Source organism: Chitinophaga sp. H8, from assembly GCF_040567655.1.
Taxonomy (GTDB): Bacteria; Bacteroidota; Bacteroidia; order Chitinophagales; family Chitinophagaceae; genus Chitinophaga; species Chitinophaga defluvii.
This window is the reverse complement of the sequence record NZ_JBEXAC010000002.1, coordinates 2,846,967-2,862,946: the sequence shown is the minus strand read 5'-3', so window position 1 is coordinate 2,862,946 and position 15,980 is coordinate 2,846,967. Positions and strand designations below refer to the sequence as shown.

10 protein-coding genes are annotated in these 15,980 nt (G+C 43.4%); 9 read left to right on the top strand and 1 reads right to left on the bottom strand.

Features of this window, described 5'->3' with window-relative positions; translation table 11 throughout:
* Positions 1-221 precede the first annotated feature (221 nt).
* The 9 genes from ABR189_RS25465 to ABR189_RS25425 are packed head-to-tail and all read left to right on the top strand — an operon-like array spanning position 222 to position 15,404.
* Positions 222-3,209 carry a SusC/RagA family TonB-linked outer membrane protein gene (locus ABR189_RS25465; RefSeq protein ID WP_354663310.1) on the top strand — a complete coding sequence of 996 codons (2,988 nt, stop codon included), beginning with the start codon at positions 222-224 and terminating at the stop codon, positions 3,207-3,209.
* Between the two features lie 34 nt (positions 3,210-3,243).
* Complete coding sequence (locus ABR189_RS25460) at positions 3,244-4,761, top strand: RagB/SusD family nutrient uptake outer membrane protein (protein WP_354663309.1); 1,518 nt, start codon at positions 3,244-3,246, stop codon at positions 4,759-4,761.
* Between the two features lie 16 nt (positions 4,762-4,777).
* Complete coding sequence (locus ABR189_RS25455; RefSeq protein WP_354663308.1) at positions 4,778-5,443, top strand: fasciclin domain-containing protein; 666 nt, start codon at positions 4,778-4,780, stop codon at positions 5,441-5,443.
* A gap of 4 nt (positions 5,444-5,447) precedes the next feature.
* Positions 5,448-6,497 carry a DUF5007 domain-containing protein gene (locus tag ABR189_RS25450; RefSeq protein ID WP_354663307.1) on the top strand — a complete coding sequence of 350 codons (1,050 nt, stop codon included), beginning with the start codon at positions 5,448-5,450 and terminating at the stop codon, positions 6,495-6,497.
* A 35-nt stretch (positions 6,498-6,532) separates the two neighbouring features.
* Positions 6,533-9,664 (top strand): SusC/RagA family TonB-linked outer membrane protein, encoded by a 3,132-nt coding sequence (locus ABR189_RS25445; RefSeq protein ID WP_354663306.1) that lies wholly within the window; start codon positions 6,533-6,535, stop codon positions 9,662-9,664.
* A gap of 32 nt (positions 9,665-9,696) precedes the next feature.
* Positions 9,697-11,217, top strand: a complete 1,521-nt coding sequence (locus ABR189_RS25440; RefSeq protein ID WP_354663305.1) for a RagB/SusD family nutrient uptake outer membrane protein — start codon at positions 9,697-9,699, stop codon at positions 11,215-11,217.
* An 11-nt stretch (positions 11,218-11,228) separates the two neighbouring features.
* Positions 11,229-11,951, top strand: a complete 723-nt coding sequence (locus tag ABR189_RS25435; RefSeq protein WP_354663304.1) for a fasciclin domain-containing protein — start codon at positions 11,229-11,231, stop codon at positions 11,949-11,951.
* A 44-nt stretch (positions 11,952-11,995) separates the two neighbouring features.
* A complete protein-coding gene (locus tag ABR189_RS25430; protein ID WP_354663303.1) occupies positions 11,996-13,609 on the top strand; it encodes a DUF5008 domain-containing protein in 1,614 nt (537 codons plus the stop codon).
* A 49-nt stretch (positions 13,610-13,658) separates the two neighbouring features.
* Positions 13,659-15,404: a LamG-like jellyroll fold domain-containing protein gene (locus ABR189_RS25425; RefSeq protein WP_354663302.1), complete on the top strand. Its 1,746-nt coding sequence runs from the start codon at positions 13,659-13,661 to the stop codon at positions 15,402-15,404.
* A 78-nt stretch (positions 15,405-15,482) separates the two neighbouring features.
* Here the strand turns inward: ABR189_RS25425 and yiaA are convergent, their stop codons facing one another.
* Positions 15,483-15,905: an inner membrane protein YiaA gene (yiaA, locus tag ABR189_RS25420; RefSeq protein WP_354663301.1), complete on the bottom strand. Its 423-nt coding sequence runs from the start codon at positions 15,903-15,905 to the stop codon at positions 15,483-15,485.
* Positions 15,906-15,980: the final 75 nt, after the last annotated feature.

Sequence of the window (15,980 nt, the reverse complement as noted above, 5' to 3'; positions counted from 1 at the left end):
AGCAAACAGGGATCACCGTTTATGCTCCTGAACAAGGAACATGACTACCATTTATGCACAAATGGTCACATCCCCGTTTGTCTCTTTTGCTTTTTTTCTGTACGTAAATACAGCAGGGAATGTTATGCCTTTTCCGGCACAGCAGCCTTGCTGTGTAATGGCAATTTATTGCCTGCATTATTCTAAATCCAGATTTAGTCAGTTCTTAAAAATTTACGTTTATGCGTTCATTAGTACGTGTGGCCATAACGTGCCTGTTCATTCACTTTTATTCGTTGGTATATGCACGTGATACTGCATATCCATTCCTGCAACAGACACCACGGCCTGACACTACCGCTCCGGATGATACCCAAAAGGCTTCCACTGCCGGTACTGCCGATTCCCTCCCACTTGTTGTTGGTACAGACACCATGTATCGCAGTGATGTAAATGCAGACCGCTTAAGTATGTATCCGAACCCTTCCCTGCAGGAAGCATTAAAAGGGAATGTTGCCGGCCTCTATGTACAACAACCCAGCGGAGAGCCTGGCTCAGAAATGAATATGTATATCAGAGGCAGTGCGGTTCCTTATGTCAATCATAAAGACATATTTGAAACCCAGCCTTTAATACTGGTTGATGGCATTCCATTAATTATGGTACATCCATTTGCCTATGACATCCGCAAATATGATTTTAATCGTATCGGCACAGCCACCAATCTGCTAAATGCCATCAACCTCAATAATGTAGCATCTATCCGGGTATTGAAAGACGCTTCGGAAACGGCCATATACGGACCAAGGGCTATCAATGGTGTCATAGACATTCGAACAAAAACACCTGAAACCGGTAAACATGTGATCAGTTTCAATACCTATTTTGGGGTTGTACAACGGCCAGCTACTGCTACCATAAATGCAGATTTTGAGAATAAATTCCGTAGGCCGTTTTATGATAAATATGCTACTCCTGCCAATGAGGAAAAATATCCTTCTTTCCTCCGGGATTCTACTAATCCGGCCTACTATGGCCCATCTAACTGGACGGATGTGTATTATAAAAACAGTACCGTTCATGCCGTAGATGCCAGCCTGGCAGGTGGTTCCAAACGTGCCAACTTCCGGATGGGAATAGGAAAAATGCGCAACAGCAGTGTGGTAGATGGCGTAAACCTGGACCGCTATAATGCCATTTTCCTCATCAACATGATGCCATTACGCTGGTTGCAGGTATCCACCATGATAAATGCCACCCGGCTGGAACGTAATCGTAACAACAACTTACGCGACCGGTTTGCGGAAGTGCAATACCTCCCCGATCTGACCAATCCATTACCTCCCAACAAAGATTTTTATAACGGCTATCTTACCCAATTACAAAAGTCGTACGATAAAAATAAATCCAATGTTATCAACGGCTACTTCCAGATAAAAATGAATATCCGGAAGTTTGATTTCTCCAGCCGGCTGGCCTTTGATTATAATGAGGACCTGCGCGATGTTTTTTATCCTTCTACTATATTGGTGGGTAACAACTACGTTTCCAATTATTTTGGGTTCAGCCAACGGGTCATTTTTGACAATACCCTTCACTTCCGGCAAAACTGGGATAATCAACACTTCCTCCATCTGGAAGGCGGGCAATCTTTCCAATCTGATGCTAATAAATATAATTACGGCTATGCTTACAGAGGCCCTAATGACCTGATTAAGCTCAATGTACTTAAATCAGATCCTACCAAAACAGATTATCTGGAGCCCAAAGGGTTTAGCCGGTTTATGATATATAAATTCCTGGATAAAGAAAGACATCGCCTGCTTTCGTTCCATGGAAAAGCAGATTATAGTTACCAGCATAAACTGGACTTCTCTGTATTGCTACGTGCAGATGGCTCCTCCAATTCCCAACCCGACAACTGGTGGTTCGTATCCCCTACCTTCTCTGCAGGCTGGAATATCAAAAACAGCCTCCTGGAAGATAACAACACCTTTAGCGCGCTCAGGCTCCGTGCCAGCTGGGGACGCTTACCCAGACTCAACGCTTACGACCGCTTTGCCCAGGGTCCGCAATATACCGTAGACATGGGATGGAGTACGGAACCAGCTATCTCTTCCTACAATGCCATGCCGGGATTAAGCAGGCCCTATAACCTGGGTTATATCGGATATGGGCTTACCTGGGCTTATGCCGACCAGTTAAATGCCGGTGTTGAGATGGCCCTGCTGAAGAACCGTGTTCAGATTGGACTGGATGTATACAGTAAAACGGATAAAAATATGCTGCTGGCGGTTCCTGCTTATGCCGAATATGGTTATAGCCAACAATATCTCAATGGTATGACCGTACGGAACACCGGAGTAGATGCCACTATCAGTGCAAGTATACTGAATGAAAAAAGTGCATTGCAATGGATCCCCGCCCTGAATTTTAACTACAATAAAAACCAGTTGGTAGCCTTACCGGAAGGTAGAAGTGAATTAACCATCGGCAACCGTCATCTGCAGGTAGGTAAATCCATAGACCAATACTGGCTGTTGCAAAATGAAGGCATCTATAATACAGATGCAGAAATACCTAAAAACCCCAATAACGGTATGCCATTGAGTTATAAAGGATTGGCATTGAAAGGAGGAGATCCAAAATGGAAAGACACAAATGGCGATTTTGTGATAGATGATAAAGACAAAGTGATGACAGGGCATACTTTGCCCCTGATGTCGGGAGGTTTCAATAACGATTTTACCTACCGGAATTTTACCCTTAGTGTAAACCTCTATTATGCCTTAGGCCGTAAAATTCTCAACCAGGAGATAGCCAACCGGTTTGACTTTATAAACAGGGAAGCCACACTGGATATGAATGGTGTGAAAGAAATTACTTTCTGGGCCAAAAATGGTGACTATTCAAAATATCCTGTTTATAACCCCTGGAGTGATGTAGTACCTTATCAGCTCAACCAGGACCTTTTCCTCGAAAATGGTTCCTTCCTGAAGCTCCGGACCCTGTCTATCGGTTATGATTTTGCAGGAGCAGACAGCTGGAAAAAAAGTAAAACCAAAAAGACTTTCACCCGCCTGTATGTATATGTTACTGCTAACAATCTCTTCACTATAACACCATATACTGGCGGAGATCCTGAACTGGTAGATTTTAACGGGTATGATACCGGCTATGGTTTTCCTATTCCTAAAACATATACCGTAGGGGTGAAACTGGATCTTTAATACTGAACTAACTGTTATGTATAAACTCAATATTATGAAGAAAGCAATATTATGTGCTGGATTCTTTGTGATGACAGTATTATCTGGTTGTCAGAAAATGCTGGATATCAATTCTACTAAAACAGTAGGTGAACAAAACTTCTGGCAATCCTATAAAGATACCCGTGCCGCGCTTATCGGAGCATATGGCCTTACCCGTGCAGCATTGTGTGACAATACCGCACACTGGATGTATGGCGACCTGAGAATGGGAGATTTTAAATCTGTTATGCGTCCGGACCTGGGAGCTTTAATAGACAATAAGCTGAATGCGTCTTATCCATTATTCAACACGTTAAGTAACTGGCGCAGGTTCTATGCTGTTGTAAATGCTACGACTATTTTCATGGAAAATGCAGGTGTAGTAAGAGAAAGAGACCCTAAATATTCTGAACAGAATTACAAAGTGGATATGGCACAAATGCGTTTTTTAAGAGCATTCGCCTATTTCTATATGGTACGGTTATGGGGTGATGTTCCATTTACTTCCAGCTCTCATGATGGCAGCTTTGAAAACAAGCCCCGGGAAGATCAGCACAAAATACTGGACTTTGTAGAAGATGAAATGGTGAAGGCCGCGAATGACCTTCCCTATAATTACAGCAGTGGGGATCCTCAGCAGGACGGGCCTTATTACAATGAAGATGCAGGACGCTGGAATAGTGCGCTGGTAAGAAAGCTGGCCGCCTATGCGGTGCTGGCACATGTGGCCGCCTGGAAAGGCAACTATGCCAACTCTGCTGTGTACTCAAAATTTGTGCTGGATAATTATTCAAAATCCGGGATGTATTATGAACCGGATACCTACTGGATTTCTGCTCCCAATGGCATGTTTCAGGGCCGTAAAACCAATCAGATATTTGCTTTGAACTTCCTGTATGAGCACGTGGAAGCTACTTTTACCGGCCATATTGAAGAGCTTACGCTTGCAGAACCGATCGTACGTAAAGCACTACCAGACATCTATGTGCCCAGAGACTCCATTCTGTCAATATTCAATCAATATAATGATGGTCGCTTTTATCTCGATACCATTACCGGCCAGCCTAACTATAATGACCGCTGGTTTGCCAATTTTAACAGCAGCATTCCCATCTTCTGTAAGATAAAAGTGATCCAGGGAGGTAACTCAGAACCTGAATTCCGGCAGTATTCCAGTTGCATGGTATTTACCAGACTGGAAGACGTACAGCTGATGCAGGCGGAGGCACAAGCTGCATTAGGCAATACGGATGAGGCCATCGCCAACCTCAACAATATCAAGTCGCTCAGAAAGGTGGAATTATTTGATCCAGCAGATGGTAAAGACCTGGTCACTGAAATTTTTGAAGAAAGAAGGCGGGAATTAATAGGAGAAGGTCACCGCTGGTATGATCTGGTGCGCTATAATAAGATTAAGCAGAACAACCCTGCTTTCATGAAAATGATCAAGGAGGGGGGCATTTACTGGCCGGTATCACAGGACATTATTGCCCAGAATAGCTTGATTACGCAAAACCCTTATTGGAAATAATTTAAAACAGATTTATATGCGCTGTTTCAAAATAAAACATGCTGTCTGCCTGCTGGGTATTGCTGGCCTTATGCTGGGGATAGGCTGCAAAAAAGACTCCGGATACTATGATTTTAAAAATGAGGCCCAGGTATTTAACGGTAGTACTTACGAATACCTCCAATCCAAAAAGGGCATGTTTGATTCCCTGCTGAAGGTACTGGATATTACCCCACTGGGCGATAGTCTTAAAAAAGGCAATAATACTCTTTTTGCGCCCACTGATCTGTGTTTTAAAGCTATGATGGAAAATCTGAACGCTATCAGACAAGTACAGGGCAAAGAGGCATTGCATCTGGGCACGGTAGACCGGGACGAGCTGGACTCCCTGCTTGAAAAATATATTATCCGTGGCGTAATTCCCTCCGACAGCATGACCTATGCTGACGGGCTGATGATATACAGCATGCAAACCGGCTATCCTATGCATGGCAAACAACGTGCTACTGATGCCACCGGATACGTAGGAGGAGGTCCACATTACATCAACTTCAGCGATACTAAACGTACCCAGTATATCATTTCGTGGGTTACCACAGTGACCAGTTCCATTAACCTGAAAACGAAGAACGGCGTGGTGCATGTATTAAAAGATGATCACGTAATAGGATTTAATGAATTCATGACCCGTTTAAATAACTAATGCAATGATAAAAATCACCAGATATCACCTGCTACCGCTGGCATTAGCTTTACCATTATTATGGGTAGGAGGATGTAAAAAAATGCTGCCGACAGATGTGGACCCGTTTAGTCCAAAGGCTACTTATACTACTACTACTTTTATGCCGATATTAGGAAGAACCACAGTATTCACGGGTATATTCAATCCGGATAATTCTGGCCTTCCCTTTAATTTCAAAATTGTAAATGTAAGAACTGCCGACGGTCATCCTTCAGATGCGCCCACTAAAAAAATGCCCGTGCTGGTATGGAAAAAAGGATATACCGGTCAGGAAAAAACAGTGGCCGAAATAGAAGCCAAACGCGAAATGGAAGAACATCCGCTCTGGGAAGTGCGGCCTAAATCCGGTGAGTTTATATTGTGGCAAATGGCAGATAGCCTGCTACTGAAACAACAACCCGACTCCGGTTACCTGTTTGATGTAGAGGTCCGGAATTCAGGCGGCGGAAAAGATTTTAAGAATCTCCGGTTAATGCCCTACCGCATGCAGGCATATAGCCCCTATGAGTTTGATCAGGTTACAGGCATACAAAAAACAGAGACCGACGGGAATATTACACAATTATTCTACAATCATCCCGGGTTATCAAATGTAATAAGTGCTGCCACTGAAAAAGGTATCAGGCCTATTGATACCAGGGTTTATTTCCACAAGGTTGGAGATGGCAACACACTTTCCTTCAAATTCCTGGACAAGGATTCAGCCGTAATAGATCCTGCAAAATTCAATCTTACCAAATGGGATGAGCTATTACATGGCTTTAACAAAAAGCAAACACCCGAAAAAGTAACCTATGATGTTGCCTTTCCTATCCCGCTGGTAAAGCTCATCACAAAATATACCACAGGCGACGGTGCAAGTGCACAGGTAGTATTTGGATATAACAGAATAGGATATGGCGGTATACGGCAGGATGCATACATCAGTTATGCCTTTAACCTGTACCAGAAAGGAGATTGGGAGATGGTCATCCATTTTACCAAAGACAATCCAAAATTCGAGAACGACTGATCCGGTTTCTTAAAACTAAAAAATGATCTTCTGATATGAAAAAAGTACTTGCATTATTTTGGATCTGTTGCAGTTTGCTACTGCCGCCATATCTGGCACATGCACAAAATAAAGTAGTAATAAAGGGAGTAGTACGGGATGCAGAGAGCAATGAACGTATGATCGGTGTGAGTATCATGGGCGGCACTCCTCCCAAAGCCATCGGGGTAACAGATGCCAACGGGGTATTCTCTGTTACTGTGGATGCCGGCAGTATACTTGTATTCCGCTTTATAGGATATACAGACAACAAGATAAAGCTTACCGGCAAGAACGATATTTCTATCCGTATGCGGGTAAACGAAAACAAACTCAATGAAACAGTGGTGATCGGTTACCAGAAAAAGACAAGGGAAGTGGTAACCGGCTCTGCTATTATTGTAAGTGGAAAAGAGCTGCAGGATATTCCGGTGAGCAATGTGGAGCAATTATTACAGGGTAAGGTACCAGGGCTGAATATCCAGAACAATACAGGGGCTCCCGGTTTCAGGGGTTCTGTATTTATCCGTGGTATTTCTTCAATTGGTGTTTCCGGTGCGGGTAATGATGCCTTCCTGACACCAACTTCACCATTGTATGTCATTGACGGGGTACCTATCGACGCTACTACCAGTTTTGAATATGGCTTCCAGTCGGCCGGACCCAGTGTAAGCCCGCTTTCTTTAATCCCGCCGGAAGATGTGGAAAGCCTGGAGGTATTAAAAGATGCACAGGCTACTTCCTTGTACGGCTCCCGTGGTGCATATGGGGTAATTCTCATCACTACTAAAAGAGGTAATTCCCCCGTTCCCCTGGTACGGTATACAGGCAATTTTTTCATGAATACACCTCCTAAATTACGCCCAACTATCGGAGGAAGAATGGAGCGGGACGTAAGGCTGTCGCAGATCTTTGCAGGAGGCCGTATCAATGATATATACCGGATTTCCAACACACCCTTCCTGGCAGACAGCCTGAACCCTTATTACAATAATTCTACCAACTGGCAGGATATATTTTTCCGTACCACTTACAATCAGACGCATAACGTATCTATCAGCGGAGGTGATCCTACCTTTAACTATAAGGCAAACCTCGGCTACTACCATGAAAATGGGGTGATCCGTAACACGGGTTTCGACAGGTACTCCCTGGGGATGAACATGGAGTATAAACCCAGCAAGCGCCTGCGTGTATTTGGTACTATGAATGCAGGATTAGGGCAGAAAAGCAAAGGAGCGGGTAACGGGCTGACGCAGTCGGGCGTAGCAGAAAATGGGAAAACCTCCTCTCTCCTCCCCGCACCTTCATTCTTCCTCAGTAGTAATAGTGTACTGGCATCACTGAATACCAAAAATGATAATAAGGCAGCTAACCTGCGTACCAGTCTGGATGCAACGTTTGAGATCACCAAAGGCTTCAGTGCAGCTTCCAGTGTGAGTTACGAATATTCTTCCAATACGGAAGATAACTTCACGCCTGCAGCGGCTAATAAAGACTTTTCCCGTGTGTATGCTTATAGCGACCGTAATTACACGCTGTACAACAGGAACAGCCTTTCCTACTTCCAGTCCATCAAAGAAAAACATAATTTCTTTATATCCGTATTCAATGAAATCTATTCCAAAGGATTTCAGGCCAATGTGGTAAGGCAGGAAAAAACGCCGAATGATCAGTTTCAGGGCCCACTGGGATTTGATGGCTGGTATTCACGTGGCGGAGGGGTACTGGATAACTACAGTAATGGCAGGATCGCGTCTTTCGCCGGTACATTCTCCTACGACTATAAAAAGAAGTATATCCTGGATGTAAGTTATCGTATGGACGGTTCTTCTACCAGCGGGTTTGAAGATCCCTATGCCAGAAATCCTTCTATTGGATTGAGATGGAATTTCAGCAAGGAAAATGCGCTGGCAGAGAAACACTGGCTCACCTATGGTTCCCTTCGTAGCAGCTGGGGCCGGAACATTGTTCCTACAGGCGACTTATTCTCCATCTACGGTCAGTACAACATCAATGGTACTTACAACAATATTCAACGTATAGGGCTTGATTTTGGACAACTGCCCAATCCTTTCCTGAAACCTTCTACTACTACCCAATATAACCTGGGTTTTGAAGCGGGTTTCTTTGACAGCCGGGTAGAAGTGATATTTGATACTTACTATAAGGATGTTTCCAATCTGTTAAAATCCAAACCGCTTCCGGACATTTCCGGTTTTGACAATTTCAATTCCAATGAGGTAAGTCTGATCAACTACGGTTATGAACTGATGCTTACTTTCCGGCCATTGTCTAAGAAAAGTGCTTTTCAATGGACTATCAGCCTGAATGCAGCCATCAACAAAGATATCCTCACCAGGCTGCCGGATGCAGAAAATCAATTTACATATGTGGATGGTGGCACTAACCAATATATTCTGTTCCGCAGAGGACGTAATAGTTTCAGCAACTACATCTTTAAGAATAATGGCGCCTTCCCTACCAATGATGACGTGCCACTGGATCCTGCTACCGGCAGATATTACAGTACTGCCTGGGGCATTCCCTATCAAGCAGGAGACCCTTATTATGAAGATGTAGATGGTGATTTTGTAACAACGGACAGAGACCGTATGCCGGTTGGTAACTCTATGCCTACCATTACAGGTGGTATCAGTTCCTACCTCAGCTATAAAAACTTTTCTCTGAATATTCAGGGTTCATTTACCATTCTGCGTGATATCCTGAATAATGCACTGGCAGAGCGCATGCAACTGATCGCTAATCCTTTTGATGAGAAGTCTATGATTATCTATGATAATCTGGATTACTGGAAAAAATCCGGGGATGTAGCCAAGTACGCGAATCTCTTTGATTACTATCGCGCAGCACAAACCTATCCATTCCGTTTTGATCAGACTACTTTCCAGGAAACAGGTACCTACTATAAACTCAATACAATCTCTTTATCCTATAACCTGGACCGGAAATTTGTGAAACAATTCGGGATGAATTCTGTGCGGCTTTATTTATCCGGCAATAACCTGATCACATTATCCAAATATTCCGGACCTAATCCTGAAAACGTGACAGACCTTGGTAAAGACCGTTCAGATGGTTATCCGGTACCACGCACTTATAATTTTGGTCTTAATGTAGAATTCTAATGCAATATCACAGACATATAAAATGCACTATCATGAATCGTCAGTTTTTTTGTTTTGTTGCCTTATTGCTATGCACCACTTTATCAGGATGTAAGAAATTCCTGAATATAAAGCCATTGGATAGGTTGGCAGGAAATGCCTTCTGGCAATCACGTGGGGATGTGGAGTCATATGTAAGTAACATATACGGGCAGTTCCGGGACAAAATTCAATCTACCTCCTTTATCCCCGGTGCAGGTGAATTACGTTCAGGCATGTTAAAAATGTCAGAAAACACAAATACTTCCGCCAGGCGCTATATAGATCTGCTGGGACAAAATCTGGTAAAAGAAGTGATGCCGGAAGGGGAAGTATGGAATCAATGGGGATTTAATTTTCCCAGTATGACCCAATGGAAGGAATTTTACCGTGTTATCCAATCAGCCAATGTATGTGTGTTTGAATTAGGTAAACGTACTATACCCGGGCTGTCGTCCAGCGATGTAAAAAGATATCAGGCGGAAGCGGTTTTTATGCGTTGCCTTACCTATCTGTTTATGGTAAGGGTTTGGGGAGATGTGCCTTATTACACAGACGCCTATGAAAACCAGGCCCTTGGGAGAGAAGATATGAAAAAAGTAATCAGCAACTGTATTGCAGACCTTGCTGCTGTTAAAGATGATCTTCCATGGACGTACGGTGATCCTGCTTTCAGAGCAGTAAGAGCTTCCCGGGGTAGTGCCATTGCCTTACTGATGTATATGAATTTATGGAATGCCGGCTTTGACAAAGCTAATAAAGAAGCCTACTATACACATGCGGCTACGCTTGGTAAAGAACTGGTAGAAAGTGGGGTACATCATTTATTACCACTAAAAGATTTTAATATCCTGTTTAAAGGCCGTTCTCCCGAAGGATTACTGGAAGTAGCGCAAAGCTCCAACTATGGAGAAACCCTGAGCGCAGTATCACCATTTTCTGATCTGGTATTACGGTATCCCAACAAAAGACCATTGGCAGGTCATGAAGTAAGCTATGGTTATTTCCGCGCAGAATTCCTGCGGGTGTTATACCCTGACGGGCAGTCTGATTTGCGAAAAGACTATTGGTTTGATCAGTATATGTATTCCAATAGCGGGATGTTCCAATTCCTCAAGTTTACCAATATCTATGCAATAGGCGAGCAGGATGTAAACCCGGATGACAACGTGATCATTTTCCGTTATGCAGGTGCTATCCTGTGGATGGCAGAAGCACTGGCAGAACTGGGCAAAGATGGAGAAGCGAAGACAGCGTTGAACATGGTACGTGAAAGAGCAGGTGTACAGCCATACAGCGGTGTTGGCGGCCCTGCATTAAAAGAGGCCATCTTTATTGAAGAAGCAAAAGAACTGATGGGCGAAGGGCTGTATTATTACGACCTCTTAAGGACCGGCCGTGTGCTGGATTCCAAATGGTGCAACAAACCACTTACTCCCGACCAATTTAATCGTGGAGGCTGGACCTGGCCATTATCTCCCAGCGTACAAAACAACAACGCAAAAATCAAACTGAACGAGTACTGGATACAGTAAAAAATATGTTTATGAACACACTAAGAAAAATATATAACAACCGTTGCTGGATAACAGGCATCTTCCTTGTTATACTGCTGGCAACCTCCTGCAAAAAAGATGATTATTATCTTGATACAGGTACCATTGATCCGCACTATAAAGGTACTATACTGGATTACCTGAAGGAAAAGCCCTTTTACTTTGACAGCCTGGTAACAATTATCCAGCTGGCAGGTATGAACGATGTATTTACGAAAGACACCGTTACCTTCTTTGCACCTACAGATCATAGTATTCAGAATACGGTAGAAATCCTGAATGTGAACCTGTATGCACTGGGAAAAGATACGATCAAAACACTGGAAGATGTGCCACCGGAAGTCTGGAAAAAGTATCTGTCCATTTATCTTTTCAAAGGCGCCAATGAGCTGAAGGATTATCCACAGATAGACTTCGATCTGCTACGCACTTATCCCGGGCAAAACTACCTGTCTTACAACAACACCGTAATGAATATCGGCGTAGTATACGGCAATGCCAACGATGTGAAATATGTAGGCTACCGGCAACTGCATCTCACTTACATTGACAAGCCTGCCCAGATCATGAAGGCATATACGAAAGCACCTGTTGCATCCAGCAATATCAAACCACTAAATGGGGTTATTCATGTGTTGAGCGATATGCACTTCTTCTTTGGATTTTCGCCTTTTGATTTCGTCAATGATTACCAGATATACAAAGGAGAATAACGCACCGCCCATACATTAATAAGTTCCATACTAATCGTTGTAACATGAAAAATTCTGTTAAAATAATATACACCTTATTGTCCGCTTTGCTGCTTTTCAGCTGCCGGGAGAAGGAAGCGATATTTGCGGATCCTTATGCAGGAGGTAAGGTACCCCTGGGTGTAAAATTTGAAGATGCAGCCCCTTCCCCTGCCCAGGGATTTCCCGGTACCAATGTCAGCTTTCAGGTAACTGGGTTATTACCGTATAAGGATAAACTGATTTTTACTTTTAATGGAGAGAAAGCCAGTGTAACTTCCCTGGATGATAAGGAAATCAAACTGAAAGTACCTGAACAGGCCAGTTCCGGTGTGGTTGCCATACAAATCGGCGATCAGGTATTTTATGGCCCTGAATTCAGGGTAAGAGGGAAACTGGAATTTGATGCTACCTATAAAGCACTTATTGGCAGTAATGGTAGTATAATAGATCAGCTGGAGCTGTCGAGCAGCCGTAAAATCATTACGGGCAGCTTCACAGATTTTGAAGCTAAAGGTATTGTAAAACCTATCAACCGCATTGTACTCACTTCCAGAGATGGTGAAGTAGATCGGTCCTTCCAGTCCGGGAAAGCCGCCAATGGTACCATCGCAAGTATAGTAGAATTGAACAACGGAAAATTCATCATAGGAGGATCTTTTGGAGCATTTGATACCCATAGTGGCGGCAACAGTGCTATTTTTTCGATGACACAGTTAAACTCCAACGGGTCACTGGATACCACTGAAATCAATACTTTCCTCAAGAAGGATACCGTTCCTACCTTCAATGGCGGTACTGATCAGCCGGTTGACAAGCTGCTGATTTACAACAACAGGGTTACCGCTATTGGCAGCTTCCGGTACTATATCAAAAAGCTATACAATATTCCGACTTATGACCAGCAGCGCGACTCTCTTGTGCTGGACAGCATCGAAATGCGGCAGTTAGCGAGGTTTTACCCCAATGGCGCATTGGATACTTCCTTCAACTATGATCTCCAGGCCCGGAAAAGTTATCCCGGACCTAATGGTTTTATCCTGGATGCACTCATGCAAAATGATGGCAAAATCATTATTGTAGGCAAGTTCACCAAATACAATAATACCGAAGTAAATAACATTGCCCGCATTAATCCGGACGGCAGCCTGGATCCCAGCTTTAATACCGGCAGTGGAACAGATGCTGTTATTTCAAGTATCAAGTATAACAGCACTACGCAAAAATTCTTACTGTCCGGCACTTTTTCCAAAGTAAATGGTGTACCCTGCTACAACATCGCTATGCTAAATGCCAATGGCACACTGGATGCCAGCTTCAGCCCCCGTCAGGTTACAGATGGCTTTGTCACCTTTGCCAAACAATTATCCAACGGGCTTATTGTAGCGGCAGGCTCATTTAAGCGTTATGATAATGTAACCAGGGGTGGTTTTATGATTCTGAACCCAAATGGTTCACTGGCAAAAGATTATAATGCCACCGGTAGTTTGAATAACGGTGACTATTCAAGCGGATATATTAATAACATACAGGAATCCATTACCTCTTCCAATGAAACAGCCATTACGGTATACGGTTCGTTCAGCAAATTTGATGGTACAGTAGTAGGTAATATCATGCGGTTAACGCTGAAGAAGTAGTAAGGCTATTCTTGGATCCACATTTATTCATTTACAAATTCAGGTTAAAATGAGCAATATTAAAAAAGGAAAATGGAAAGGGTACCTGCTTTTGCTGGCAGGGCTGCCTTGCATATGGAGTGCCTGCAATAAAGGATTTGACTATGTAAAAGCACCGGTAAACCTGGAGGATAGTATCGGCAACGATGGCCGCCCTCCCAAGATTATTTACCTCATAGTGGATGGTGCGCGGGGAGAGGCCGTAAGAGATGCTTATGTGCCCAACATTACTACCCTTACGGATAACGCCCTATACTGCTGGAATACTCTTACCGATTCATTAAATACACAGGCCTCCTCCTGGGCTGATATGCTGACAGGTGTAAGCAAAACAAAACATGGAGTGGTGAGCGACGACTATAATGGCAATCACCTGGACCAGTACCCTTCCATTTTCAAATATGTAAAAGCAGCTTATCCTACTTACCGGATTACAGCTTATACTGCCAGTGCAGGACTTTCTGAGAAATTACTGACCGGTGCAGATGAGAAAAAAGTGCTGAACAATGATGATGCGGTAACCACTTCGGTGGTAAATGAATTGAAGCAAGACAGTGTAGGGCTTATTATGGGGCAGTTTCATGCGGTAGAAACAGCCGGGGTACAAGCAGGATTTGATATATCCCGTGCTGCTTACAAACAGGCTATTGAGCATTTTGATAAGCAGGTTGGGGATATCATTACGGCCATGCAGACACGTAAAAACTTCAAAAATGAACGGTGGCTGGTAGTAATTGCATCTTCCAAAGGAGGTAAATATCCTATTGATCCTGCCAAGGATGATAAAACTATTTTCAGCGATCCGGCCTTAAACACTTTTACGATCTATTACTCTCCCAATTACAGGCTCAATTATATTGACCGCCCCTTTGGAGGTACCCGGTTTGCCGGAAAATCGGTGAGATTATTTGGCCGGGACGCGGACGCGGTGAATGCCACAGTGCCTAATACCACAGGAGTAGATGATTACAATTTTGGAGATACCACCTCCTTTACAGTAGAGATGAAAGTAAAAGTAAATCCAGGACCTAATGGCGATTATTATTTCACCTACCCTTCTATTTTGGGCAAGCGTGCTTCTTTTGACGGGGGGGTTACCGGTTGGGTAATGTTTCTGGAGAGCAGGTACTGGATGATCAACTTTGGAAAAACAGGTCGTGGTAATATTCAGGCAAAAGGTGCTGATATCAGTGATGGTACCTGGCATAGTATAGCAGCTACCATATATAGGCGGGACGGCCGGAGATATACCAAAACATTTACGGATGGAAAGCCAGGTGAGGAAAAAGACATTACTGATCATGGTGATATCAACACTACAGCTCCATTAACCATGGGCTTCTTACCCGGATCAGTAAACCAGGCAGCAGATGTAAACATTGCAGATGTACATATATGGAGAACACCTTTAGACGAAAACACGATAAAAAGTAATGCCTGTACGATAGGCATACCGGATGATCACCCTTATATAAATTATCTGATCGGGTACTGGCCCTGTACTGACGGCAGTGGGAGTATTTTCAGAGATAACGGCCAGCTGGCGCATGATTTTGAAATACATGCACCTGGCGCTTATACCTGGGATGCTTTTAGTACACTGATTTGTCCTCCGGCCTCTTCCTTCCTGGAAGTACTGGTACCTAGCGGCCGTGATATCCCTCAGCAAATATTCAGCTGGCTGCGTATTTTACCAAACGAGGCCTGGCAACTGGATGGTCATGTATGGGTGCCCAGCTTAATTACTACCAAATAATATTGTTTCATCACCATAAAAAAAGACGGGATAGTTTGAAACACTATCCCGTCTTTTTTTATCATAAGTTGATCTATCTTATGCAGCCTCTGCATCCTTTTCAGGTGTAGCGTCTTTAACCGCCTGATTATCGCGGGTATTTTTCTGTACAGCAATGGCACCAAAGATGCTCAACAGAAATGCAAATGCATAAAATCCTTTTTCACTAGGTAAAAGTGTAGCATTCCATAAACCTACTATCAGCAAAATGATAGTCAGTAGTGTGGATACCCAGCTAAGACCATAGTAAATATCCGTTACCATAATCCCTTCCAAACGGTCACGTACACACTTCTGTACCGAAACGGCAGCAAATAACCCATACATTAAAACGGTAAAATAATAACCCTTTTCATTGAGTTGCATTTCGGCATTCCAAAGCCCTACATTAAAGCCTATCACGCCAATAAACAATGCAATCCAGGACGCTGCGACAAAAGCACTTGACGTTTTTTGTTTCATTTACTTTTTATTTTAGAACTGATTAAAAGGAAACAGGTTTATTTTCAACAAACATTTATACAGTACATCACAACA